22 protein-coding genes are annotated in these 24,672 nt (G+C 41.1%); 8 read left to right on the plus strand and 14 right to left on the minus strand.

The window, feature by feature from the left end; genetic code table 11:
* The first annotated feature begins 41 nt into the window (after positions 1 to 41).
* The 3 genes from B3600_RS13155 to B3600_RS13165 all read left to right on the plus strand — a co-directional run bounded on the left by B3600_RS13155 (position 42) and on the right by B3600_RS13165 (position 3,475).
* Entirely contained in the window at positions 42 to 869 is an 828-nt protein-coding gene (locus B3600_RS13155) for a DUF4290 domain-containing protein (RefSeq protein ID WP_286753217.1), read from the plus strand.
* A gap of 211 nt (positions 870 to 1,080) precedes the next feature.
* Positions 1,081 to 2,406: a UDP-N-acetylglucosamine 1-carboxyvinyltransferase gene (gene murA, locus B3600_RS13160; RefSeq protein WP_286753218.1), complete on the plus strand. Its 1,326-nt coding sequence runs from the start codon at positions 1,081 to 1,083 to the stop codon at positions 2,404 to 2,406.
* Between the two features lie 136 nt (positions 2,407 to 2,542).
* Positions 2,543 to 3,475 (plus strand): hypothetical protein, encoded by a 933-nt coding sequence (locus B3600_RS13165; RefSeq protein ID WP_286753219.1) that lies wholly within the window; start codon positions 2,543 to 2,545, stop codon positions 3,473 to 3,475.
* Positions 3,476 to 3,560: 85 nt separating this feature from the next.
* Here B3600_RS13165 and B3600_RS13170 read toward each other — a convergent pair whose 3' ends face one another.
* Entirely contained in the window at positions 3,561 to 3,965 is a 405-nt protein-coding gene (locus tag B3600_RS13170; protein WP_070565981.1) for a DUF5606 domain-containing protein, read from the minus strand.
* Positions 3,966 to 3,991: 26 nt separating this feature from the next.
* Positions 3,992 to 4,450: a peptidylprolyl isomerase gene (locus B3600_RS13175; protein ID WP_046671802.1), complete on the minus strand. Its 459-nt coding sequence runs from the start codon at positions 4,448 to 4,450 to the stop codon at positions 3,992 to 3,994.
* Positions 4,451 to 4,615: 165 nt separating this feature from the next.
* Here B3600_RS13175 and radC point away from each other — a divergent pair, with 165 nt between their 5' ends.
* Together radC and B3600_RS13185 are read left to right on the plus strand one after the other, a co-directional pair.
* Positions 4,616 to 5,314 carry a RadC family protein gene (gene radC / locus B3600_RS13180; RefSeq protein ID WP_286753220.1) on the plus strand — a complete coding sequence of 233 codons (699 nt, stop codon included), beginning with the start codon at positions 4,616 to 4,618 and terminating at the stop codon, positions 5,312 to 5,314.
* A gap of 17 nt (positions 5,315 to 5,331) precedes the next feature.
* Entirely contained in the window at positions 5,332 to 6,081 is a 750-nt protein-coding gene (locus B3600_RS13185) for a class I SAM-dependent methyltransferase (protein WP_286753221.1), read from the plus strand.
* Here the strand turns inward: B3600_RS13185 and B3600_RS13190 are convergent, their stop codons facing one another.
* Genes B3600_RS13190 through B3600_RS13200 form a run of 3 tightly spaced genes read right to left on the minus strand, consistent with a single transcriptional unit; the run spans position 6,082 to position 9,184 of the window.
* On the minus strand, positions 6,082 to 7,626 hold the full coding sequence (locus B3600_RS13190) for an MFS transporter (RefSeq protein ID WP_286753222.1): 1,545 nt from the start codon (positions 7,624 to 7,626) through the stop codon (positions 6,082 to 6,084).
* Between the two features lie 2 nt (positions 7,627 to 7,628).
* On the minus strand, positions 7,629 to 8,690 hold the full coding sequence (locus B3600_RS13195) for an HlyD family secretion protein (protein WP_286753223.1): 1,062 nt from the start codon (positions 8,688 to 8,690) through the stop codon (positions 7,629 to 7,631).
* Positions 8,691 to 8,737: 47 nt separating this feature from the next.
* Positions 8,738 to 9,184 (minus strand): MarR family winged helix-turn-helix transcriptional regulator, encoded by a 447-nt coding sequence (locus tag B3600_RS13200; protein WP_286753224.1) that lies wholly within the window; start codon positions 9,182 to 9,184, stop codon positions 8,738 to 8,740.
* Positions 9,185 to 9,314: 130 nt separating this feature from the next.
* On the opposite strand from B3600_RS13200, the gene B3600_RS13205 reads away from it, so the two are divergent.
* Both B3600_RS13205 and B3600_RS13210 read left to right on the plus strand, forming a co-directional pair.
* On the plus strand, positions 9,315 to 9,800 hold the full coding sequence (locus tag B3600_RS13205; RefSeq protein ID WP_286753225.1) for a hypothetical protein: 486 nt from the start codon (positions 9,315 to 9,317) through the stop codon (positions 9,798 to 9,800).
* Positions 9,801 to 9,910: 110 nt separating this feature from the next.
* Entirely contained in the window at positions 9,911 to 10,438 is a 528-nt protein-coding gene (locus tag B3600_RS13210) for a hypothetical protein (protein WP_286753226.1), read from the plus strand.
* Between the two features lie 59 nt (positions 10,439 to 10,497).
* Here B3600_RS13210 and B3600_RS13215 read toward each other — a convergent pair whose 3' ends face one another.
* The 4 genes from B3600_RS13215 to B3600_RS13230 all read right to left on the minus strand — a co-directional run bounded on the left by B3600_RS13215 (position 10,498) and on the right by B3600_RS13230 (position 18,131).
* The gene (locus B3600_RS13215) at positions 10,498 to 13,812 is read right to left on the minus strand and encodes a DEAD/DEAH box helicase (RefSeq protein WP_286753227.1); all 3,315 of its coding nucleotides are present in this window, start codon (positions 13,810 to 13,812) and stop codon (positions 10,498 to 10,500) included.
* Between the two features lie 9 nt (positions 13,813 to 13,821).
* On the minus strand, positions 13,822 to 15,891 hold the full coding sequence (locus B3600_RS13220; RefSeq protein ID WP_286753228.1) for a TonB-dependent receptor: 2,070 nt from the start codon (positions 15,889 to 15,891) through the stop codon (positions 13,822 to 13,824).
* Positions 15,892 to 15,909: 18 nt separating this feature from the next.
* Positions 15,910 to 16,713, minus strand: coding sequence for a hypothetical protein (locus B3600_RS13225; RefSeq protein WP_286753229.1), 804 nt, complete (start codon positions 16,711 to 16,713; stop codon positions 15,910 to 15,912).
* 107 nt (positions 16,714 to 16,820) lie between these two features.
* Positions 16,821 to 18,131, minus strand: a complete 1,311-nt coding sequence (locus tag B3600_RS13230; protein ID WP_286753230.1) for a BamA/TamA family outer membrane protein — start codon at positions 18,129 to 18,131, stop codon at positions 16,821 to 16,823.
* Between the two features lie 197 nt (positions 18,132 to 18,328).
* Here B3600_RS13230 and B3600_RS13235 point away from each other — a divergent pair, with 197 nt between their 5' ends.
* Positions 18,329 to 20,209, plus strand: coding sequence for a M1 family metallopeptidase (locus B3600_RS13235; protein ID WP_286753231.1), 1,881 nt, complete (start codon positions 18,329 to 18,331; stop codon positions 20,207 to 20,209).
* A 121-nt stretch (positions 20,210 to 20,330) separates the two neighbouring features.
* On the opposite strand, the gene B3600_RS13240 is transcribed toward B3600_RS13235, so the two are convergent.
* The 5 genes from B3600_RS13240 to B3600_RS13260 form a co-directional block, all read right to left on the minus strand.
* Positions 20,331 to 20,942: an alpha-ketoglutarate-dependent dioxygenase AlkB family protein gene (locus B3600_RS13240; RefSeq protein WP_286753232.1), complete on the minus strand. Its 612-nt coding sequence runs from the start codon at positions 20,940 to 20,942 to the stop codon at positions 20,331 to 20,333.
* Between the two features lie 22 nt (positions 20,943 to 20,964).
* Positions 20,965 to 21,801: a methylated-DNA--[protein]-cysteine S-methyltransferase gene (locus B3600_RS13245; RefSeq protein WP_286753233.1), complete on the minus strand. Its 837-nt coding sequence runs from the start codon at positions 21,799 to 21,801 to the stop codon at positions 20,965 to 20,967.
* Positions 21,802 to 21,868: 67 nt separating this feature from the next.
* The gene (locus tag B3600_RS13250; protein ID WP_112375641.1) at positions 21,869 to 22,168 is read right to left on the minus strand and encodes a SelT/SelW/SelH family protein; all 300 of its coding nucleotides are present in this window, start codon (positions 22,166 to 22,168) and stop codon (positions 21,869 to 21,871) included.
* A 224-nt stretch (positions 22,169 to 22,392) separates the two neighbouring features.
* A complete protein-coding gene (ygiD, locus tag B3600_RS13255; RefSeq protein WP_286753234.1) occupies positions 22,393 to 23,250 on the minus strand; it encodes a 4,5-DOPA dioxygenase extradiol in 858 nt (285 codons plus the stop codon).
* A 115-nt stretch (positions 23,251 to 23,365) separates the two neighbouring features.
* A complete protein-coding gene (locus B3600_RS13260; protein WP_286753235.1) occupies positions 23,366 to 24,199 on the minus strand; it encodes a helix-turn-helix transcriptional regulator in 834 nt (277 codons plus the stop codon).
* Between the last annotated feature and the right edge of the window lie 473 nt (positions 24,200 to 24,672).

The raw sequence follows: 24,672 nt of genomic DNA on the forward strand, positions 1-24,672 counted from the left end.
ACGATATCTTAATCGTTTAATTAGGTACTTATATTAGCTATATGAACTTTGACTACAACAGCACTAGACCAAAATTGATCCTTGCAGAATATGGTCGCAATGTGCAAAATATGGTAGATTACATCTGTACTTTACCCACAAAGGAAGAAAGAAATAAACATGCGCAGATTGTAATCGATATGATGGGGGTATTGAACCCACATTTGAGAGACGTGTCTGATTTTAAACATAAACTGTGGGATCACCTACAGATTATCTCTGATTTTAAATTGGATATCGACTCGCCTTATCCAATTGCCACAGCGAAAAGTGTGAAACACGAAGTTGAGCATTTAGGCTATCCGCAGCATTCCATTAGATTCAAGCACTATGGTTTTACCGTAGAGAAAATGATTGAAAAGGCGTTATTGGCCAATGACGAAGCCAAAAGAGAGCAGATGGTCATCGGTATCGCTAATTTTATGAAAATGGCTTACCTGACCTGGAATAAAGATTCTGTTTCAGACGAGTTGATCATCCAGGATCTAAAAGAATTATCAGGTTATCAATTGACCTTACCAGAAGGTACCGTATTGACTAAACTTGACTTTAAAACTCCGCCTCCGGGAAATCGCGTTAAAGGTCCTGCTAATAGTAATTCTGGCGGAAATAATAACAATAGCAATAACAATAATTCCGGTCACCAGTCGAAAGGTGGAGGCAAGCCTCGTATGACAAGTAACAATAACAATAATACGAAGCGCAATAACTACGGAAGCAATAACAACAGCTATAGTCGAGACAACAATAACAACAGCTACGGCAGGGACAACAACAACAATAACAGAAACAGAAAGCCGCAGGGTAACTATAATAACAAACGGGGCTAGTTCTTAAAGATTTTGTTTAAAGAAGCAGGCAATTGCGAAGTGATTAACAGATTTCTTTACAATTGCCTTCTTTTTTTTAGAACCGTACCACTTTAATCGGTAGCATGGTTCTTTGAGGCTTCCATCTTTGTGTAGTAGACGGAAGGCTAAATATCCCGAGGCAAATACAAGAACAGGGGTATGACACTAAGAAGATATCACTTATATATAAATGAACGCATTTGAAATAATCGGTGGAAAACCGTTAAAGGGAGAGATTATTCCTCAAGGAGCAAAAAATGAGGCCTTACAGATCCTTTCTGCAGTTTTACTGACAGAAGAACCTATGACTATCAGTAATATCCCAGATATTAAGGATGTCAATAAGTTGATCGATCTATTGGCTGCTTTAGGTGTTAAAATTAATCGTATAGATAAAGACACATACGTTTTTGAAGCTAAAGATATAAATATAGACTATTTCCAGTCACCCGAATTTAAAGAAAAAGGCGGTGGATTGCGCGGCTCTATCATGATTGTCGGCCCTTTGTTGGCCCGATTCGGAAAGGCCGCTATTCCGAAACCTGGGGGTGATAAAATCGGACGTAGACGATTGGATACACACTTTTTAGGCTTTGAAAAATTGGGTGCTAAGTTTGTATACGATGCGACTACCCATTTTTTTAACGTTGACGCGACAGAGTTAAAGGGAAGTTATATCCTGTTGGACGAAGCTTCTGTGACGGGTACAGCGAATATCGTGATGGCTGCTGTATTGGCAAAAGGGACAACAACGATATACAATGCGGCTTGTGAGCCCTATTTGCAACAACTATGTAAGATGTTGAATCGCATGGGAGCAAAAATATCCGGTATTGGATCTAATTTGTTGACCATCGAAGGCGTAGAGCGCCTTGGCGGAACTTCACACCGGATGTTGCCTGATATGATTGAAATAGGTTCTTTCATCGGACTTGCGGCAATGACCGGTTCAGAAATTACCATTAAGGATGTATGTTTTGAAGAACTGGGTGTTATTCCATCTGTATTTTCGCGCTTAGGTATCAAATTTGAATTACGTGGTGATGATATTTTTATCCCGTCACAAGAATCCTATGAAATCGATACATTTATCGATGGGTCTATCCTGACGATTTCGGATGCACCTTGGCCAGGTTTTACACCCGATTTATTAAGTATCGTACTTGTTGTGGCGACTCAGGCAAAAGGAAATGTATTGATCCACCAAAAAATGTTCGAGAGCCGCTTGTTTTTCGTCGACAAATTGATTGATATGGGCGCTCAGATCATTTTGTGCGATCCACACCGCGCAACCGTTATTGGACTGAATAAATCACACCATCTGAGGGGTATTGAAATGACTTCGCCAGATATTCGTGCCGGCGTGTCTTTATTGATTGCAGCGCTATCTGCCAAAGGAAAATCAGTGATCCACAATATCGAACAGATAGAGCGTGGCTATCAAGATATCGAAGAACGCTTGCGTAAATTAGGAGCAGATATTAAACGTATCGATGCTGAACCAAAAGGACATTAAGTATCGCAACTAGCCTGCCTACTAGCACAAAATAAACAAAATAAGAGAGGCCCCGGATATAAATTCCGGGGCTTTTCTGTGATATCTGCGTCAAATAAGGTAAATTTGTCTATACTACATTTAAAAAGCTATAGATATGGAAAAATATCTAAAAAAGTACGCCTTAGTTTTCCCGTTATTAGGCATAGTGCTTCTTTTTCAAAATTGTCAATCCTCTACACCTAAAGAGGTTAAGCTACATGAAGAATCAAATACAACAACGGATATCCGCTCTGCTAAACGGATCAATGCTGCGGTAATCGTACAAAAAGTTACTTTTCCCAATATGCCTTTTGCTGAACTAATCAGGTTGATGAATCTGACCAAAGATAGTTCACCTGCTGCATTGTGGAAGGCGATATCCACGCTACCCCAGGCGGAACAAATGAAGAAAGATAGCTTTGATATTGAAAATCCCCTGCAGCGTATGGAACTGATGCTTGTTCCTTTACGTAAGATGGAAATTAAATTTGATCAACAACAAGCGAAATCTGATGCGGAGGGCCTGACGTACCGCCTGGAAAATTATGTGAATTATAGCAAAGGTTCAGGCGAGGCTTTTTTAGCAAATAGTGGCAACGAGACTATCCATGTAGGGCTGAACTATCCAGAAGGAAAACTTAATGGATTGGCGAAAGTGCAGATACGCATAAATCCCAAAGAGTACATGATCGATAAGACCGGAAAAACAAAAGTAATTGCCGGAATTACCTGTCAGCAGGCCATTTACAATAAAATTGATGCAATGGATAAAACGCTCCCTAAATTTGTCGTTTGGAAGAGCCCACGGATCCCGAAAGGAATCAATCTGCTGCATCCTTATGTGTTTGATGAAAACGAAGGTATTCTTGAAATTGATGCCTATCTCAATGAAGATGAAAATTCCCTATTGCGCTTTACGACCACTGCTGTTGTCGAAAAGCAATTTGAACCCAAAGAATTTGGGGTAACAAAAGCACATGTTAAGCTTGATGGGGCCAAGGATCAAAACAACATCGAAAAAAATGTACTTGAAGTGGTGTTTCATTAGGAAACATCATAAAAAAAGGAAACATCATAAAAAAGGAGTTGATTATTTGATCAACCCCTTTTTTATTTGGACTATATGTAAAAGTTTACATTAAAGGAGCAGGTGCTTCTTCTTCAAATAAAGGGAATTCCTTGATAATGTTATACCATGTGATAACCTTTTTGATATCCGAAGAATAAACACGTGATTCATCATGGCCAGGAGCTACTTCACGGAAGAAATTTCTTAAAGTAGCGCCATCAGATTTTGTATCTGGCAGAGCGATGCCTTTCTCTTTGATTGTTTCAAAAATATTCAATAGACGAATTTCTTCTTCTTCACCATAGATGGTGATATCTTCCAAAGTCGCCATTTTTGTAGAAGATAAACTTACTACAGTTTTAATTTTTGCTTGATCAAGGGTTTCTAAAATAAAACCACCTTTATTTTGTCCAACCAATTTGAACAATCCTGGTTTACCAGTTACGGATACTAATGCTCTTAAATTCATTTTAATATTATTTAAATCTCCAAGAATTAATCTTCGATAACTTCAATTGATAAAATACGGTCACCTTGTCTGATATCATCAACGATGTCAACGTTTTCGATTACTTTTCCAAAACAAGTATGGTTACGATCTAAGTGCGCAGTGTTGTTACGGCTATGACAGATGAAAAATTGCGAACCACCTGTATTACGGCCTGCATGAGCCATAGACAATACACCTCTATCGTGGTATTGGTTTTCTCCTGTTAGTTCACAGTCAATTTTATAACCAGGGCCACCTGTTCCAGGGATTCCAGCAGCGCCTTCACGTGAATTTGGGCATCCACCTTGGATAACGAAATCAGGGATCACGCGGTGAAACGCTAATCCATCATAATATCCTGATTTAGCAAGTTTGATAAAATTGGCTACTGTATTTGGAGCATCAGCTGTGTAGAACTCCACAGTCATGTCGCCTTTTTCTGTTTTAATAATCGCTTTACTCATATTCAAAAATTTTTATGAAATACAAAGATAACGTTTCAGAGTGAAATGTGAAGTAAATCGCGATTGCCAATTTTTTTTAATTGATAGATTGTGTATTTCTCAGGATATTAAGTAACTGTTTTTTTCGTATATTTATGTACGCTAGCCAATTATAATTAACTGTAGATGTCAAATCCGTACAAACTAGTCATTCGGGAGTGGGCAGAGGCCGACCGTCCGAGAGAGAAGCTATTGAGCCAAGGACGTAGAGCGCTTACAGATGCCGAATTATTGGCTATCCTAATCGGCTCTGGTTCCAAAAATGAAAGTGCTGTCGAATTATGCCGACGCATATTGGCTGATGTCAAAAATAACCTGCACACCCTTTCGATGATGGAAGTCTCGGAACTGAGCCTATATAAAGGGATAGGCGAAGCAAAAGCCATCGCCGTTCTTGCGGCATTGGAGCTCGCCCGCCGTAAAAATGAACTGCCCGCAGAAGAACGTAAACTTGTAAATAGCAGCCGCTTCGTTTACAACTTGATGAAACCCATCCTGCAGGATCTGCCCCATGAAGAGTTTTGGACCTTATATTTGAATACGGGGTATAAAATATTAGACAAACAACTCATCGGACGTGGCGGTAATGACTTTACGCCGGTCGATGTTCGGATTATATTACGATCCGCACTCAGCCTTAAAGCGCATGCAATTATATTAATTCATAACCATCCCTCGGGCACCTTGTATCCCAGCAATGCTGACAAAATTCTGACGCAAAAAATTGTTGAAGCCTCTAAAATTATGGATATTAGAGTTGCCGATCATTTAATCTTTACTGATAACGGCTATTATAGTTTTAAGGATGAAGGTATAATCGACTAGTTACAGCAATTCTTAGTATGAACAAAAACAGTATTGATAGATTCACCGACCGGGTTGTCGATTACGAGAAATTTAGACCTTGTTATCCAAAAGAGATTATTCAGGTCCTTAAAGAACAGATAGGGCTGGATAAAAAATGGCTGGTTGCCGATATCGGTAGCGGCACTGGGCTATCTACGCAACTTTTTCTCGAAAATGGAAATGACGTTTTTGCTGTTGAACCCAATCGGCAAATGCGTGAATCTTTACTGCATCATTTTAAAACCTATCGGAATTTAATCGCGCTGAATGCCACCGCCGAAAATACCTCCATTGAGTCTGGCTGTGTCGATCTTATTTTTGCAGGGCAATCTTTTCATTGGTTTGAACGGGAAGCATGTAAAAGGGAGTTCGCCCGCATTCTCACAGAAAATGGACGTATTGTACTGGTCTGGAACCAGCGTGATCCCGGCGACGCTTTTCAACAGGAATACGAAGATTTTTTGCTCAGTCATATACCAAGTTATCAATCTGTCAGTCACAAAAATATCAGTGATGATGATCTCAAACAATTTTTTTCACCACGTCCAATGACCAAAATTACCTTGCCGAATCAACAGATATTGGATCTTCGGTCGTTCTTGGGAAGAGTACGTTCATCATCTTATTTTCCAAAAGAGCAAGCTGAAAACAAAACGCTCTATGACGATCTCCATACCCTTTTCGAGAAGTACGCAATCTCTGAGCGTATCGTATTCAAGTATATTACCGAAATTTATATCAGTTAACTAAGAAATCGGAATTTGCAAAGCTTCTTTCGTCGCATTTTTTCTTTTCCAGTCGATAACTCTTCGTATAGGAGAAGAATGAAACGGGAAGATTAAGATGAACAACGTTAGGATTACCCCGATAATAAACAGCCCTGAGTAGGCATCGCGTAAGGATAGTAGCGAAGCTTGGACCTGGACCGATTTTACTATATTTCCTCTTTGCAGCACCAAGCTATTTGTTCGGTCGATTATACCAGCAAGATCATTGGCATTGAGGACCTGTAGGTGGTAATACCAATTGGCAATGACGTTTGACCAGACTACAGGGACCAAAAATGAGCGTGTAAGAATCAAAAATACTAAGCCAGAAAGGTAATATTTGCTGGGGATATTGCCGGCCATATATACGCCTATCCCAATATAGGAAGTAATCACCCCCATTCCTCTTAATGTCAAAGGGAGGTAGAATAAAGCCGTGTTTGTCTGTTGATTGATAATCCTTGCAAAGAAAAAACAAGATAGGGCATAACAAGCCGCTGAGAATGCCAAAATAAACTTACATTTCTTTGTTATCTTGAAATATACATAAGCGATTACTGCACCTACGATATAACCAGGGATCACATAGGTATTTATTTCGGCGACTTCCATAGGATTGGTGCCTAGCGTAATTCCCAAAAAGGAGGAGTAAAGCGAAGTTGAACTATAAAAAATGCCGAAAATAAAAATTGTTCCAATAGAGATCGGCAGAATGCGTGTTGAAAAGGCTTCAAAATTTAAGAGTGATTTTCGGATGAGCGCACTTCTGTTTATAAAAAGGATAAAGAAACAGAGTGATGCGATTCCCGTGACCAGAATAAACTTGGAATGAAACCAATTTTGTGTCAGACCATATGCGCTGAAATAGGCAAAATTCAATAAGGAAATACAAAGTAAAATACTTCCAAACCAGTCATACTGGTACAGCGGGACCTTTTTAAAATCTGACGATTTCATACAGATAATGCAGATTAACAACGCTACCGCCAGTAATATATTTTGAAATAGAAAGACAGTTTCCCAATAGAAATGTGTTGCAAATAGAACAGATACATAGCTCGCCAAGGCTGGAATGATCATTGTCATGGGATAGTAGACTGCATATAATTGATACCGCTCTCCACGCGGCATGAGGAAAGGGATCATTTCCCCAATGATGGCCATCGTGACGATGATTTTAGCACTTCCGATAAAAAATGTAGCCATACAGATGTTGACACCATTATTGGCGTGTTCCAAAATCGTATTGGAAGCGAGCATAATGAAGATGGAAACGATTAATATCGTCTTTTTGGAAAATAATTTCAATAGCCTAAATACCAGTGGTATGGCACATACCATCCCAGCATAGTAACAATATGTAGCCATACTCAGATCTGCGGTGATACCGGCGTATCCATTCATGACATACGTGTTAATGGACGTTGGGATACCATTATTGAAGGAAAATAAAATATTGAGCACAAATAAAAAGAACAGTTCCCATCCTGAACCCAACCAATCTCTGAATATACGATCTTTCATGGTTATTTAATACGTATGATGGCATTCATACCTACGCGAAGCATGGCGAGATCTTTTGGGGTATTGGATGCTGTAAAATTAATTCTAACCGGAATGCGCTGTTGCACCTTGACAAAGTTCCCTGTGGAGTTGTCAACTGGAACGGCAGAATACTTAGATCCTGTTGCTTCGGATATGGCGGCTACTTCACCTTCAAATGTCTTTCCCGCCAATGCATCAATTTCAATCTTCACTTTTGCCCCGAGGGCAATATTTTTTAGTTGACTTTCGGTATAATTTGCGGTTATCCATTTCTGCTCATCACGTACAATGTTGACCAATGCTGTGCCATTTTGTACCAATTGGCCTTCTTCTATCGTCCGCCGTCCCAATACACCGTCGTAGGGCGCAGTGATAACCGTATATGAAAGGTTTAACTTGGCAAGATCAATCGCAGATTCGGCCTTCAGTAATGCGGCATCATTGACCGACAGTTTCTGTTCAGACTCATGTGTATTGAGTTTGGACACACGCTCTTGTGCCAAAAGTGCTTTATATTTGGCCAACATGGCCTCATAATCTGCTTTTACCTGATCGAATTGATATTGTGTTACTGCTTCATCTTTCACCAGACTCTCGTAACGCTTATAATTCAATTCCATATTATCTAGCCGGGCTTTCATCTCATCAATATTGGCATTTGCTATCGTCGTGCTATTGCTGGCAATGGCAATTCCAGACTGCGATATTGTTTTACTGGCTTTGGCATCGGCGAGAGTAGCTTGTGCATTCTGTAATAAAATTCTGTACTCCGCATCATCAATAATGACGAGCGTATCGCCTTTGTGGACTTTTTGATGCTCATCAAATCGAATTGTTTTGATATAGCCGCTGATACGCGAATTTATAGGGGTAATATGGGCATCTACTTGGGCATCATCTGTATAGACAGATTCGTTGATGTGGAAAAAAACTAAGATACCCCATATAATGGTAAATACAATGACGATTGCAGACAGGATATTGATGATCCATATTTTCCGCCTTCGTTTTATTTCTTTCTCACTTAATGTTGAATTACTCATGACTCATTTACTTTTCTTCTTTTTTCTGAAAATCAGTGCTCCCGATACTATTGCTTCTCAATAATGGCGGTCAATTTTTCGAGAGTTTCTGTAATTTCCACTATTTTTTTTTCCGCTAACTCCTGTAGGATCGCATGGTAGAGGTCCTGTTGGACAGGGTCTAACAATGTCCTATATTCGTCTCCCTTTCCCGTTAACTCGATTAAATTATTCCTTCTGTCATTGGGATCGCTGACACGCCTAACCAGGTCCCGTTTACAAAGGTTATCAATCAGCGGAGTAACACTAGCTTTGTTTTTTTGTATCGCTGTAGCTATATCTTGCTGATTCATTTGCTCCTTTTTCCACAGTGCTGCTAATACTTGCAACATTTCGTAGGTGATATCCAATTGCTGTTCCTTTATTTTCTGAATATAGTATTGTTTTAAACTTGTCCGTAAAGCAATGATACTATCTACTAAGGGTTTTACTGAATTCATGGATTCGTTTTTCATGATACAAAGTTAAATATAAAACAGTTAAATATCAAACTAATTTACTTTAGTTAAAAATGTGTTAAACATGAGTGCTTTAGCGAGAGATGGCATTTTATTTGGAAGCACTTAAACGAAAGGAAAAAAAGATATGTTAGGAGTTGAATTAATCTTCTTTAGACGTTGCCTACTGCCACTGTTGATTTTAGGAGGCGGGATAAGTGTTGTAAGAGCGCAGCAAATGCATGCTTTTAATAATTTAGAGACTGATTATCATTTTGTATATCGCTGGGTAGATCCATTCTTCCCGTTAAGCCCTCAGATAGATGTGATGAGCTTAGACGTTGCGCCAATCGCTAAAGGGCCGGAACAGCAGGAGAAAGTAAAAACGTCATCGGGAAAACAGCGTTTTACGGGCAGGGTGAGTGAGCGCGTATATGAAGGTTCGGAAGTAACCGCTATCCCCGGAGAGTCGATCGGGAATATAACTTACAGCTCCGCTAATTCACCCACCCGGTATCGTGTTGCAATTGACCGACGGATTAATGAGCACTACCATGGAAAACCTGTATTTATAGATGCAAAGGGGGTAAAATATATAATTGATTCGAAATTTAGAAAACAAGTTGTCGAATAATCCCTTAGCTAAGTTAAAAGTATGTTAAAGATCTTTTGTTCAAGAAATTAAATCGAAATATGGCATTTGTATTGTACTTTTATTTACAATTATTTAAATACAATTGCGTTATGAAAGCAATAAATCGTTTCAAAAAAATCACAGCTGCATTAGCTTTGATCGCTGCATTCGGATTGGGACAATCCCATGCACAAACGGCTCCTAAAAAAATGGAAAAAGAAGCCAAAAAGTCTGAACAAAAAGCAAAAGAAGTAAAGACTAAAGCCAACGAGGTCGAAACGAAAACGAAGGCAGCCCCCGTGAAAGCTACAGCGAAGAAGGAAGCCGCAGTCAAAGAGAAGAAGGAAGCTGTAGTGAAGAAGGAAGCTGCAGTGAAGGAAAAGTCAGCGCAGGCGAAAAAGATGACTGATACAAAAACACCGCTAGCCGCACCGATGGAAGCGAAGGAAAAAGCCGTGAAAAAAGAAAGTGCTATAGCTGAAAAACAAGCTACTGCTGTTAAAAAAGATGCCGTAGCTACAGCTGATAAAGCGACTAGTGAAAAATACAACGGCCATACCGTCTATGTCGGTCCAAAAGGAGGAAGATACTATATCAACGGAAATGGTAACAAAACATACATTTCTGACAAAAAATAAAGCGCAGCTGAAAACAAAAAAGGGACATCAATCGATGTCCCTTTTTTGTTTTCAATAGTTTACAGTAACAAATTCATTAAATAGCTTTTGTCCAGATAAAAGGCATCTATACTTCCACCATCATCCAGGATACTGTTGCTAATCTCCTTTTTATGTTGCTGTAATATTTGAATTTTATCTTCGACTGTGTTAGGGCTGATTAATCGAACAGCGGTAACTGTCTTTTGTTGCCCCATGCGATAGATCCTGTCGATTGCCTGTTGCTCAACAGCAGGGTTCCACCAAGGGTCTACCAGGTACACAACATCCGCTGCGGTAAGATTAAGTCCCGTACCACCGGCTTTGAGACTGACCAGAAAAACGGGGATATCCTTGTCGGATTGAAAGTCATTAACCAATTTACCTCGATCTTTGGATTGGCCTGTGAGCATCAGCGAACAAATACCTTGTTTGTCCAAAGCCTCTTTAATCAGGTTGAGCATACTAACAAACTGGGAAAACACGATCATTTTGTGCTGGTCTTTTTTATGTTGAATCTGCTCAATAAGCATTTCGATTTTGGCAGAATCCGCAGCGCTAGTCAGATCTTCATTTTGGAGAAGTTTGCTTGAATTACATATCTGACGCAATTTTGTTAGCCCCTTTAGTACATGCATGGGGCTTTTCTTGATTTCATCACCATCTTTGGCAGAGATAAAATCCCGAAACTCTTTTTCATAAAGATCATAAATTCGCCGCTGGGCAGTTTTCATTTCACAGTAAAGGACCAGCTCATTTTTTGCAGGAAGATCACGCAACACATCCTGCTTTGTTCTCCGAAGAATAAAAGGTTTTATTTTCTCTTTCAGCACTTTTTTTCTCTTGCGGTCGTGGAAAGCATCTATAGGAGTCGTATAGACATCTTTGAAATATTTTTTGCTTCCAAGTAGACCTGGCACAATAAAGGAAAGCTGTGCATAAAGATCCATCGTATTATTCTCGATAGGAGTTCCCGTTAAGATGATGCGATTTCTTGATTTTAACAAATTTACTGTCTTGTAGCGCTGGGAATCCGGGTTTTTGATTTGCTGCGATTCATCCAATATGACATAATTGAAGGTTGTTTTTTTTAGGATATTGATATCCGTCAGCAGGTTGTGATAAGAAATTAAAACCAGGTCGTATTGTTCAAACTGCAGCCCTTTTTCTATTCTATTTGGACCATCTAAGACCAGCGTTTGGAAAGATGGAAGAAATTGTTGGATTTCATGCCGCCAATTAAAAATTAAGGTCGCGGGAAGTACAAGTAATGTTGGGGCAGATTGTTCCTTTGCTTTTTGAGTAGCCAGAAAGGCTAATATTTGGATCGTTTTGCCAAGTCCCATGTCATCGGCAAGACAGGCGCCAAAGTTAAGCCCGTCCAAGAAATGTAGCCATTGTAAGCCCTGCTGCTGATAAGGACGTAAGTTTCCGACAAAAGTGGGCGGTACCTGGACTTCGGATAGCGAGGGAAAATGAGCGAGCTGCTTTCTCAGGGTGCTGAGCTCTGCCAACACGATGGGGTCTAGCTCCGCCTGATCAAATAATTGATCGATCTCGTTGAATTTGTATTTTGGAATTTCAATGAAATCATCAGCTATCGATTCGGCAGCATTGAAATAGGCATCAAATTTATCGAGCCACTGTTGCGGTAAAATCCCCTGGGTACCATCATCCAGAGTGATGAATTGCGAACGGTTCCTTACAGCCTTTTCAAGTTTTTTTAGGGAGACACTTTTGGGGCCAAATGACACCTTTATATTGGCATTGAACCAATTTTGACCACTGAGGACCTCCACATGTATTTTCCCTTTAAAACGACTTAATTTATTTCCACGTAGCGCGTTAAATCCGATGATCTGTATGCCCTGATGCTGCCATTCCTCAAAAGCATCCAGAAACCAGTTGCTGTCCAGAAAGTATTTGCGATGCAGATAAAAATGCTGAAAGCTTCCCTCATCCATTTGTTCCTGAAAATAGGGATGCTGTTTCAGTAACAGTGAAATAACTTTTGTTTCAGCTTCACGTTTCCGATCGACCAAAAATTGAGTACCCTTGCTGTCTGTACCGAATATATTCCGCTTACTTAAAATAGGAATTTCGACCTCACCATAACGCATCACAGGAATAAGGTTGACAAAATCTTCCGATTCCTCCAGAAACAAAAGGGGCTGCATATCCTGATAATACAGATTTTCCTTCAACTGTGGCTTGCTTGCTTTTGGAATGTCTTTAAAATTCAACTCCACGGAATGTGCTATCTGTTCCAAAAACAACTTGTTGAACTCTTCAAACTTACGTTGATGGATCAACAATTGCTCCCCTTTGTTGCCGAATAAGCGGATCAACTTGAGGTGAAGCTTATTTTCAATCAGAAAAAGTTGATTTTTGAGGAGAATGAAATGGTCCAGAAGAACAACTAAATCCTGTAAACTGTAGGCGATGGTGTGGATATGAATTTCTCCCTGAATGGCATAAAATGAGCCCTTTTTTGTAATGAAGAGCTTAATATCACCTTTGTTTAGGCTAAATTGTACTGGCGATAAGGTAGAGGCTGTTATATTTTCGGATTTCTCATAGTCATGCAGATAAAAATCGAGGTGTAGCGGATTTTTTGCTATCGCCTTCAAGCTGGAGCTGATTTCGATATCCTGTTGCACAGCCTGAGAAAATTGATAAACAGCGGTGTAAAATTGTATTTCCTCTATTGAGCTGCTTTGCCAGACATGAGACTGACTTTCACTAGAAGAAACCGGGTTTTTTGGTACGCCGGATTTCGTCATCGACGATTGACACAGGAGTATTTGTAGATTTTTGTAATACCGGTTGCGCGTTAACACCACAAAACGATGTTGCTGTTCCACTGTCGTCTTGATTTTCGGGGTAAGAGATTCCTCCACGAGATCAAAGTCATCGATAGAGGTTAGCTGTTTATCTTTTAACAGAAACTCCAGCTTCCCCGCTTTGATCTGCGCGGAAAAATAGTTTTCTAACGAAGATTCATTTTCCAGTCCATACTGCGCCGCAACTTTCTTGAGGAGATGCTGATAGCGGTTGTGATCAAAAAATGCCAGCCAATTCTCCTGTGTAAATAATTTACTTAAAGCCGCCTTTTGATGGCGGCAGAATCCAGTTTGTGGACAATTGCAAAAGACGGCAGTTGTGGGAGCCGTATAAATGATCATTACTTCAAAATCGGTGTAATTCTCCAGTACCTGAAAAGTTGCCTGATTGACCTCCATCTCCACCGCATTGACCTGAAAATGGGCTAGTGTCAGGTCCATCCAGGGAAAATAAGAATAGCGGCTCACCTTGGTGAAATCGATATCGGTCAATATATACTGATGGAATTCCATGATCCTTGGTTAAAAATTAAAACTCATTCCGCCATAATAATTACGTAATGGGGCAGGATTAAAATACCGTCCTCCAAAAGCATTGATATCGTTTCCAAGACTATATTTTTGATTGAGCAGATTGTCGGCCCCTACAAAAAGTCTGATTTTATGCTGTGAACAGACAGCTTTGCTCCAGGATAATTTGCCTTGCAAAAGATGATACCGTTTGGCATAAACAGTGTTTGCATCATCCAGTGGTATTGCTGCTGTTAAGTTGGAAAGAAGATCCAATTGGAATTCATTCGGGAAAAGTATATTCAACGAATTTACCCATACCGTTTTAGGAACCGCAGGGAGTTTATTGTCCTTATAGTTTTTGTCGCCTACCTGATAGGTTTTGAAACTGTAGTCGTTGAGGGAAAAATTACTGGTCAGTTGTAGGCTACGGACCATACCGGTCGCTTGAGGCCTGATCAAATAGATGAATAGCGATGCTTCCAGTCCCTTTTGGTTTATTTTACCCGCATTTTGAAAATATTCAGCACCGTTGTCCCGTACCTGCCGTATAATGGCATTGTTCATTTGATAGGTGTAGGCCGCTGCATCTAAAATAATCCGGCGATTCCACAAATGCCAGCGCAGTCCCAGTTCGTGGTTTGTACCTGTTTCTGGCTTCAGCATCGTATTAATTGTATTGTCTGACGAGCGCACCTCAGCAACAGTTGGTGCAGAGAAACCTTTGGAAATCGAAGCTCTAAGTGCGAACATTGGTGTGATCAAATACGATAGAGCAGCTCGCGGCATCCATGTACTTCCGAAATCAATGTTTTCTTTGTTCTCCTGTGGAACAGGGTAACGTTGCTGGTAGCCAATTTTATTCTCATTTAATCCGAGTGACAGCTCTATCTGAAGACGCTCCAGCCATTCCAGCTGGGTGCGTGCAAAAAATGATTGCTGACTGTTTTCCAATTTGTCCTTGGCCTGGGGATCGGTAGCGACACCTTGGGCGTTGTCATAATTGTCGATCGCATACCAACCCTTTTGTGCTTCCAACCCCAGTTGGACTTCATATTTTAAATTTTGGCTCAACAGATCGGCATAAGATACATACAGACGCGTTCCGATGTTCTTTTCATCTCTTTTCTCGTAATTGGTGATGAAGGGATTTTTGATCTGATTGGATGAGCCAAATACACTGGCGAATAAGGTCATCTTAGAACTGAGATGAGTCTGGTTGCTCAGTCCACCAAAGAATGTTTTATCGTAGATTGCTGCTTTTTGTTCAGCAGCACCAGGGTTTGGTCCGCCCTTTGGCCGGGCTTGCCTGCGGTCGCTTTCCATTTGTGCTGCGGTGAGCCCTCCCGGAGTTTGGTAACCGAGATCCGAATAGAGTCCCGTGAATTTTAATTCGGATGTTTTTGCGTATTGCCAATTGTAATTGAGCTGGATATTCTTTTTGTTTAAGGCTGAATTTTGGCGATAGCCGTCACTTCTGGTCCAACTCTGATTGATGGCAAGTTGTTGAGTCTTGCTAACGGGTAATATTGCATGGAGCTGCTCTTGGAAAAGACCATAGGAGCCTCCCGTTAATTGGAGATTGACTTCAGGTTGTGCAGATCGATCAAATCCTTTACTATATAAGGAGAGTATACCGCCTGAATTGGCCCCGTAGATCGATCCGTCTGGGCCTTTCAATATATTGATTTGCTCGATTGAATAGGGATCGAGCAAGTTAAGATAGGTGTTTCCGCCGGCGTCAGTAAGCGGAAAGTCGTCCAGATAGATTTTAACATTGCGAACACCAAAAGGTGAACGGATCATACTCCCGCGGAGTGCAAGCCGGTAACTTCCAGGAGAACGTTCTTCCATCCGTAAACCCGGTACCCTGTTCATTGCCGAAACAAAAGAGGGCGACTGCTGGGATTGGATCGCTTGGCTGCTTAACACAGCAGCAGAAGAAGTCAATCGCAAGAACGGTTGTTTATTGAAGTAAGCTTTAACTTCGACTTGTTCTAGGCGATTAGTCGTAGTATCCACTTCCTGTGCATATAATTTGCTACATAAACCAAGGGTAGCAAGTAGGTAATATCTTTTCATCGTTAGGGGTTGTTCGGCTTAGTCTGCAAATTCCTGACTGAAATAAATTTCAAAAATCTGCTTTTTCTTATTGTATTTTAAGCATTGAAAATTCGCGTATACGGAGCTGGTCGGTACACAAAGACTGTTGGCCATGGCATCTTTTGAGAAGTTTTTGTTCAGACAGCCCTGCTGCAAATCGAAGTTTTTGTTCGTAGAAATATCGGTCACCTCAAAGGAGTTGTCGTCAATCAGGTAATTTGAATTGTTTAAACGAATATAATCCTCTTGGTAAATCAGCTCGGAAGCAACAAGATAATCGAGCGATCCAAAGCTGGTTGAATAATCTAGATTTTGAAGGGTATTGACAACTTTTAATTCTTTATACAGTGTGTTGAATGTATTGTTCTTACGATCCGATAGGATGATTTCGATGCGATGATTATCTTTATTGTACACAATATACCCAAGGTCATCAGCACCATTTTCAAAGATATTCCCTTTGGTGATCGCTAAAACAGCTAAGGTAGGATGCCCAAGAAAAAAATCCTTCTGGTCCGCCGGTAGTGTTGTCGTCAACTTCTGATGAAGTTTATCGAAGAGGCCGGCATCATTCATTTTCATTAACTGCTGCGCTTGTTCTTTTACCCTGCCTTCAAAACGCGGGCTATCGTAGGTCGACGTATCCGATGGGAGCGACGCGGAGGCAGGAAGGGCTACTTGTTCTTTCTTTTGGTCTTCGTTTTTCGTTGATGTTGGTGTTGTTGTTGGCGTCTTGGCCTGATGACAGGAAACAAGAGCTAAACATAATGGAATGTATAGAAAAAAGGTTTTTAAATTCATGATGAAGTATCGTCAATGCCTAGTCAGTCACTCTTCATGTAGAGAAAGAGCAACAACATCGGCTAATTTAGTTATTTTATGGCAAAGAAAGCTGCCGCAACCTGGAATTAGAAAGCTTCATTCAGCCCCAAAAAGAAACCACGGGAACCATATTTTCCAAAGGCATAGTCCAGACATAGATTTGTGCGTGTTGCTTTGTTAAAGAGAACCCTTAATCCGGCACCACCCCCAGGTTGCCATCTTTCAAAAAGTTTGGTGCCCAGTTCGTCACTGGCCGTCTGTAGGTTAAAAAAAGCAGCTCCGCTCAAAAAGCGATTCTTTAAGATTGGGAAGCGGTATTCTGTTTCGGCATAACCGAAAGAAATTCCCTTGAAATAACCAATGGTATAACCGCGGCCGCTTCTGACGGCTACGTCCCTTCCCGTTCCTGGAAGATCAAAATAGGGAAGTGTACCACCAAGTTTATAGGAGCCCCAATACCAGAAGGCGAGTACATGAGCCGGGTCGGACTGGGATAGACTAACGTATTTTCGAAAGTCGGTGGTAAGCTGTACCGCACTTTTGCTGCTGCCTAGCAGCGTTGTGTTCCATCGCACACCGATATCTGAATAGATGCCTTTGTAAGGCCTATTGGGATTGTCTCGGGTCATATACTGCATATTGAGCAATAGGCCATTGGAATTGTAACTATCGGGCTCGAAGCCATGTTTTTCGGTGTAGATGGTATTGGGCGTAACGTTGCCATTCGGGCCGCTGCTGGTTATTTTCCGTCGTAAGTCAAACGCTAGTCCGGCTCCAACAAATAGTCCGTCGGCGATGCGTTTATAGACTTTTTCATTAAATGTAAACGCATTATATTTTGCGCCGTACTTTTTATGGTCGGGGTTGGCAAGGATCTCTTCATCCGCATTATTCCATTTTCCATGGGGAGTCATGCCCAGACCTGCGTCTAAAGCCACCATTTTGACAAGTGCAAAAGCACCCTGAAAATTTAGCTTATTGTTGGGGGTAAAGATATTGTGGCTGATATAGAAGACCATAATATTTTTCGTGGTGATCGAGGCGGATGTCGCTGCGATCGACATGGTCGTTGTTTTGGGGTCTCCCAATACTTTCCCCGCGACAGCCTTGATTCCAATCTGGCCACCAATGGTTGGGTTGTAGGCAATGTTTGGCATTAAGGTGATGGGAGAGCGTTTACTGGCGTGTTCCTTTTTTCGTTTGGGATGGATTATTCTTCCGATTAGATCCGATATATCGTATTGACTGGCCAAGGCAGAGTCTCGCTGATGTTTGTACTGTGTGAGAGAGTCTGTTTTTGCATCGGTTTGGGCAGCAAGCAGCGTTGGGATTAAAATTAAAAGCATTCCTAAAAAAGCGTATCGGAAGAAATCGTTATAACGTAAAAATTGATGCATACATTCGGGCTTATCTTAAAACTAAACGTAAAAAAAAATAAAATGTTTTCTCCGGTACTTGGAGCCTGCCTTTTTTGATCTTTGAACAAATGCAAATAGGGTATTGTGTTGGAGAAGTTTATTTTTCTTGCGAAGCTGGAGAATTAAACTTGCAAATCACAGCAAATTTATCTTAGTTTGATTATTTAAACTAGGATATGATAGGACGCACTATATTCAATTACGGATTGACGTTGCTTTTATTGACAGGGGCTGCTCATGCACAAGAACTGTATACCCCAAGGAATATTCAGCAAGCGATCGCAAAGGGTACCCGCACCACAACGGGCATACCGGGAAAAAACTATTGGCAGAATTTTGGAAAGTATGATGTGCGGGTGCAATTGGATCCGGCTACAAAGATGGTGAGTGGAACAGAGACTATTCTGTACACAAACCATAGTCCTGATACATTGAATCGCTTGGCTATCCGATTTGTAAACAATGTGCACAAACCCAATGCGGTACGTGCAGCATACGCTTCGGACGATTACCTGACTTCGGGTCTAAAGATAAAGTCGTTTAAACTAAATGGTCAAGTTTACGACTTAAACAGCAAGGACTGGGGGACGGTGAAGTTGGGCGATTTTGGACAGAAAATCCTTCCGGGAAGTACTGCAACGTTGGACATTAGCTGGGAATACCCTTTATCTGTCGAAAGCGACCGTGAAGGACTGCTGAATGCGTCTACCTTTTATTGTGCTTACGCCTATCCGCGTGTGTCTGTATACGACGATTACAATGGCTGGGATCTTTTGGAACATAATGGCCGGCAAGAATTCTATAATGGTTTCAACGATTATCAATTTGAGATATCCGTTCCGAAGAACTTTGTTGTCTGGGCGACAGGTGAATTGACCAATGCCGCTGATGTACTGCAGAAACCTATTCTGGATCGTTTCGAAAAATCAAAAGTTAGCGATACCCCAATACATATCGCGACTGATGCCGAAATGAAATCGGGGAAGGTGACAGCGCAAGAAGCTTGGAATACGTGGAACTTCAAAGCAAGCTATGTACCTGATTTTTGTTTCAGTGTGAGTGACAATTATATCTGGGATGGCGGGAGTGTAGATTTGGGAAGCAAACGCGTCAGTGTGCAATCCAGCTATGTCGCCGGAACGCCAGATTTTGAACAATATATTGGCTGGCAACAATACTGCATTAACTGGTTTTCTAAAAATTGGCCTGGTGTCACCTATCCATACCCAACAATGACCGCCGTTCAGGGATTTGCAGATATGGAATATCCGATGATGATCAACGATTCGAGTGTTCCAGATAATCTTGTGGATGCACGGCAAACAGCAGACCATGAAATTGCACATACTTATTTCCCTTTTTACATGGGTATCAATGAGACGCGATACGGTTATATGGATGAAGGCTGGGCTACTGCATTGGAATTCTGGATCGGAAATGCGGAGATTGGTGCCGAAAAAAACAAAGAGCTTTTTAAGGATGCTCGCGTAAAGCGCTATATTTTTGACCCTTCTACAGAAGAAGATCAACCCCTGATTACGATGACCTCTCAGTTAAGTGGTTTAGGGTATGGTAATAATGCTTACATCAAGGCCGCGTTGTCTTATATTGCATTACGGGATTATTTGGGCGATGAGCTGTTTAAAAAAGCATTACATCATTATATGGAGTTATGGCATGGAAAGCATCCGACGCCTTGGGACTTTTTTTACAGCATCAACGCCGGAGCTGGGCAAAATTTAAATTGGTATTGGAAAAATTGGTATTTTACCAATAATTACATCGACCTTAAAGTGGATAGCTTTAAGCAACTCGGCGGTAAAAATACACTTACAATTACCAATGTAGGAGGATTTGCAATTCCGTTTGATGTGTTGATTACCTATGCAGATGGATCGGTGGAGACAAAACATCAAACTCCAGCAATTTGGCAACACAATGAAAAACAGGCAAGCATGACTTGGAGTTCGACCAAAAAGGTGAAAAATATTACCTTGGACGGTGGTATTTTTATGGATTACACAGCTAAAGACAACAGCTGGAACGTTATAAAGTAATCCGATTGATCGTGTCAGCCTTTATGTTCTGAAAAGGTTGACACGATTGTTTACTGAATCCTGTTGTAGTCTGCGGAAAAATAGCTGTTCGTTGGTGTCAGCCTTGCCCCGCTACGAACAACTACAGCTGATCGATGCTTCGAAATGTCAGATTAATTCGTGCGCTGAATGCCTTCTTTGTCGGTGGAAGCCGATGTAGCCAATAGGTTTGTGTAACATCTTTCATCACCAATAAACTTCCATGCCCCAAGATGATGTCTATTTTTTCTTTACTCGTTTTGTGTTTAAAAGCAAACTTTCGCTCAGCACCAAAGCTTAAAGAAGCAATTGCTCCATTTTTTTTGAGATCTTTTTCCCCGTCACTGTGCCAGGCCATTCCTTCGTCGCCATTGTGGTACAGATTCAACAGGCAGGAATTATAGGTTTCCTGTGTTTGCTCTTCGGCAATTTTTTTCAGCTCAAGAAGCTCCTGTGTCCAGGGAAGCGCCCTTTTAGTGGTGTTGGAATAACTATATTCGAAAGCCTGATCGCCATACCAAGCCACCTTTCGCTTGGTGACGATTTCATTTCCAAAAATAATGGCGCGATCATTTACCCATTCGATCGAGTCCATGAGTTTATCAAAATAGTGGTTTGCTTCCTGCGGAGACAGTATTTTGCCATAATAATTGACAGTCCCATCGTAAGGGAGTAGATTTCTATTGCCATCGAAGAGATTGTCGAAAAGTTCCATGTTATCGTATTGTGTGTGTTTACTAAATAGCGGTATGTAAAGTCTCCCATCCGATCATCGCTGTTTTCCGCATCGGATTCCATCGGTAGCCGCCAAATATTCCGCTGTTTTGTATCACCCGATGACAAGGGATAAGGTAAGCGATCGGATTGCTTCCGATAGCTGTACCGACAGCACGGGAGGCCTTGGGGTTTCCGATTTGAGAAGCGATGGCACCGTAGGTACTTAAGTTACCCATAGGGATTTTTAATAAAGCTTCCCAGACTTTCAATTGAAAATCAGTGCCTTTTAAATGCAATTTTACCTGACGGATGTCTTTGTTTTGTGGATTTAATGCTTTGAGTGCATTCTCGTGCATGCTATTTCCCTGTTGTAGGTATGTTGCGTTCGGAAAGCGTTGTTGAAGGGTGTCAAAAGCTGTTAAGTTGTCATCGGCATAAGCAATATGACAAATACCTTTAGAAGTGGATGCAATGAGCATTGTGCCGAATAAGCTCTGATAATAGGCGTAGGAAATCAATAGATTGGAACCTTCATTTTTATATTCAGCGGGAGTCATCCCCTCAATATTGATGAATAGCTCATGAAGTCTACTGCTGCTGGAAAGGCCAAGCTGGAATGTTGTTTCAGCAATGTTATTTTCCTTGAGCAATGATTTTGCATGATTTATACTCACATATTGTAAGAATTTCTTGGGACTTGTACCTGCCCATGCGGTAAACATGCGTTGAAAATGAGCTTCACTCATGTAAACATGAGAAGCGATCTGACCCAATGTAGGCTGTGTCTTAAAGTTTTCCTGTAAGAAATGTATGGCCTTGGCGATACGTTGAAAATCTACTTCTTGTTGAATAGTCATGATTGTTCATTTAATTTATACAAAGTTGCTAATAAGAAGAAGTCTTTAAAATCCGATTTATGCTAAATTAAATGTTGGATGAAGGAGATTTGTCCGAATGACCTAAGGATTTATCTGGTGCAACTAGATCGCGGATCAGTTGTTTGAGTTCTTTTATTTCGGGGAATCGACCCGCTCTTTTTCGATCGAAAATCTCCTGATCCGCTACCCGTACGGTATAACGGCCTGCAATTTCGCTGGGGACCAGCATAACGCCATGGATTTCATCCGTGAACGAACTCAGCACCTCCTGCGCCATATAGGCGGCACGCAGCATCCAATTGCATTTTGGACAATATTCAATTTCAATAACAGGTTTTGTTGCCATGAGCTAAGTTAAAGTGCGTTGTTTTGTTTTGAACAAATTTATCGATCCTTGCGCTGTAATCAAAGCGTATTTTGTCATGGAAGTTTCGAGATTATTTCCAGCTCGTTGGAGTGAAGTGTAAAACCCGCCCATTCCATATTAAGACAGCCCATTCCATTGGTCTTTTACTCGGTCAATGGAATGGGCGGCTCGTTTTGGATATCCCTAAGAGGTATGCTGGAGGCTTATCCGATTTTCAAAGAAGTCATGGTCAGCGATCCCGCCACTGAATTGTCGTTGAAGAGAACCAGCTCGTCATTTTTCTCCTGTAAACCTAAGGTATAGATTAAAGGGAGGTAATGTTCAGGCGTTGGAATTGCCAAGTCAAACTCTTTGCCCTGTTTTCTGAAATCGATGAGCGCCTGATGGTTCCCGTTCTGGATGAATTGCTTCATTTTTTCGTTGGCTATCGTGGCCCACTCATACGCATAGCCTGCCGTATCGAGTTTGTTCCAGGCGACCATCCGTAAGTTGTGCACCATATTGCCACTCCCTATAATGAGCACCCCTTTTTTTCTTAGCGCGTTTAATTGCTGTGCAATCTCGTAATGGTATGCGGCAGGCTGTGTGTAATCGATGCTCATTTGAATAATTGGAACGTCTGCATCAGGATATAGATGTTTGACAACTGACCAGGAACCATGGTCCAATCCCCATTTGTCGTCGAGGTGAACATCCGCTTTGCTGACGATACGTTGTGTTTCCAAAGCGAGTGCTGGGCTTCCTGGAGCTGGATATTGGACATCAAAGAGTGCCTGAGGAAAGCCGCCAAAATCATGAATTGTGGCGGGGTGCTCCATCGCTGTGACAAATGTTCCACGTGTTTCCCAGTGTGCAGAAACAACAAGAATAGCCTTCGGTTTCTCGAAAGTTTGACCTATTTTTTTGAAGCCCTGCACAAATTCGTTGTCCTCTATGGCGTTCATGGGACTTCCATGTCCTAAAAATAAGACCGGAAATTTATCCGTTGCCTCTAGTTCCTCGGAAAATTTATAGAGCGAGTTTGCTTTATGTGCTACTCCAGCTAATGGTAATGTTGTCATAATTTTAATAAAATCCTTTCTACGCATTTGATATGATGTGACTGCGTTAATTTTTACTACAAATGTAGGGGATGGGCTTGGCTAGGCGGTATAACAATCTTGTCAATCTGTTGTACTATTCGGAAATAAGTTTTTGAATTTCATTTCTAAATTCCGAAGGCGTCATGCCGGCTTTCTTTTTGAAGACATTGGTAAAGTAAGCTTTGTCTTGGTAGCCGAGCTCAAAGCCGATTTCCGAGATCGTTTTAGTCGTTGTCAAAAAGAGGTTTTTTGCTTCAATAAGTTTCCGTGTTTCGATGATCTCAGAAACGCTTTGTTGCAATATGCTCTGACAAATTAAATTTAGGTTTCTTGCGGACATAAAAAGCTTCTCCGCGTAAAAATTAACGCCTTCGGGACGGCGGTAGTTCTCTTCCAGTATAGATAGAAAGCTTGTGAACGTTGTACTCTGATTTCTTAATTGCTGTTGGCTGTCTGGAAATTGCCTTTTCCGTTCAGATTCAATCATGGTAAAGATAGTGCTCAATAGCTGCTTGATAACCGCATAGTCTACGCTATGTTGTAAGCATTCCTGTTGCATTAGCTCACACAAGACTATCAATCTCCCGAAGCAGTTGTGGCTGGCGAAGGTCAATGTCGCATGTTCATGAAAGTGGGCGTAGAGCTGGAAAGTCGTTTCGGGGATAAATTCACTTTTAAATCGAATGACCCAAAATTCAATGTTATTATTATGCAGAAGAGGTTTGAGGCGGTGGGTTTTGCCCTGAGTGACAAAACTTATAAAAGGAGCGGTGTAGGTTGTTGTTTTAAAATCGATAAAATGCTCGAGCTTTCCTGCCACACCAATAATCAATTCCTCGAAATCATGTTGATGTATTTCGTTTTTGGATTGCTGTATGCGCAATGCCTCGTCGGTATCAACTTTATAAATTTTGAAAAGTCCGTTCAAAATAAGGAAGATTTTAATTTGCTATTTACGAATATACGGTTTCAATTACATATTGTTTGTCAAAGACCATTAGGCTTTTCATATTGATATTTTGCTTGTTCCAGCGGCAGTTTTGACAAAAGGGGGGGCCTGTTGTTACGTTTCTTAGGTTCAAATTGTATACTGATTTATAATTAACACCATTATAGCACCGTTTTAACAGGGGGTTAATAGGGGGTTAATAGGGGTACAACCCCTGCTAAACCCCTGTTATCCCCCTGTAATACCCCTATTAATTATTAACAAAGTTGGACGAAATTGCTAATAGATCCGGTGCGAAGCCTGCCTCCATACGATATCCATACTTTATATGATGACCTGGGTTCTCTGTATGGCCCATTCTGTGCCGGAACCGGCCTTCCCAGCCTTCCGCTCACCTGTTTTACAAACAGAATCTCGCACCGTTACAGGTAGTTAAGGGGAAAATGAAATAA

Origin of the sequence: Sphingobacterium sp. UBA2480 (assembly GCF_002341965.1) — a bacterium.
GTDB classification, from domain to species: Bacteria; Bacteroidota; Bacteroidia; order Sphingobacteriales; family Sphingobacteriaceae; genus Sphingobacterium; species Sphingobacterium multivorum.

Excerpts from the sequence above, each read along its gene's own strand:
- B3600_RS13195 (WP_286753223.1), bottom strand. The coding sequence starts at position 8,690 with ATGAGTAATTCAACATTAAGTGAGAAAGAAATAAAACGAAGGCGGAAA.
- radC (WP_286753220.1), top strand. The coding sequence starts at position 4,616 with ATGTCAAATCCGTACAAACTAGTCATTCGGGAGTGGGCAGAGGCCGAC.
- B3600_RS13245 (WP_286753233.1), bottom strand. The coding sequence starts at position 21,801 with ATGACTATTCAACAAGAAGTAGATTTTCAACGTATCGCCAAGGCCATA.
- B3600_RS13165 (WP_286753219.1), top strand. The coding sequence starts at position 2,543 with ATGGAAAAATATCTAAAAAAGTACGCCTTAGTTTTCCCGTTATTAGGC.
- B3600_RS13215 (WP_286753227.1), bottom strand. The coding sequence starts at position 13,812 with ATGGAATTCCATCAGTATATATTGACCGATATCGATTTCACCAAGGTG.
- B3600_RS13240 (WP_286753232.1), bottom strand. The coding sequence starts at position 20,942 with ATGGAACTTTTCGACAATCTCTTCGATGGCAATAGAAATCTACTCCCT.
- B3600_RS13175 (WP_046671802.1), bottom strand. The coding sequence starts at position 4,450 with ATGAGTAAAGCGATTATTAAAACAGAAAAAGGCGACATGACTGTGGAG.
- B3600_RS13225 (WP_286753229.1), bottom strand. The coding sequence starts at position 16,713 with ATGAATTTAAAAACCTTTTTTCTATACATTCCATTATGTTTAGCTCTT.
- B3600_RS13185 (WP_286753221.1), top strand. The coding sequence starts at position 5,332 with ATGAACAAAAACAGTATTGATAGATTCACCGACCGGGTTGTCGATTAC.
- B3600_RS13190 (WP_286753222.1), bottom strand. The coding sequence starts at position 7,626 with ATGAAAGATCGTATATTCAGAGATTGGTTGGGTTCAGGATGGGAACTG.
- B3600_RS13250 (WP_112375641.1), bottom strand. The coding sequence starts at position 22,168 with ATGGCAACAAAACCTGTTATTGAAATTGAATATTGTCCAAAATGCAAT.
- B3600_RS13155 (WP_286753217.1), top strand. The coding sequence starts at position 42 with ATGAACTTTGACTACAACAGCACTAGACCAAAATTGATCCTTGCAGAA.
- ygiD (WP_286753234.1), bottom strand. The coding sequence starts at position 23,250 with ATGACAACATTACCATTAGCTGGAGTAGCACATAAAGCAAACTCGCTC.
- B3600_RS13200 (WP_286753224.1), bottom strand. The coding sequence starts at position 9,184 with ATGAAAAACGAATCCATGAATTCAGTAAAACCCTTAGTAGATAGTATC.
- B3600_RS13220 (WP_286753228.1), bottom strand. The coding sequence starts at position 15,891 with ATGAAAAGATATTACCTACTTGCTACCCTTGGTTTATGTAGCAAATTA.
- B3600_RS13210 (WP_286753226.1), top strand. The coding sequence starts at position 9,911 with ATGAAAGCAATAAATCGTTTCAAAAAAATCACAGCTGCATTAGCTTTG.
- B3600_RS13230 (WP_286753230.1), bottom strand. The coding sequence starts at position 18,131 with ATGCATCAATTTTTACGTTATAACGATTTCTTCCGATACGCTTTTTTA.
- B3600_RS13205 (WP_286753225.1), top strand. The coding sequence starts at position 9,315 with ATGTTAGGAGTTGAATTAATCTTCTTTAGACGTTGCCTACTGCCACTG.
- B3600_RS13235 (WP_286753231.1), top strand. The coding sequence starts at position 18,329 with ATGATAGGACGCACTATATTCAATTACGGATTGACGTTGCTTTTATTG.
- B3600_RS13170 (WP_070565981.1), bottom strand. The coding sequence starts at position 3,965 with ATGAATTTAAGAGCATTAGTATCCGTAACTGGTAAACCAGGATTGTTC.
- murA (WP_286753218.1), top strand. The coding sequence starts at position 1,081 with ATGAACGCATTTGAAATAATCGGTGGAAAACCGTTAAAGGGAGAGATT.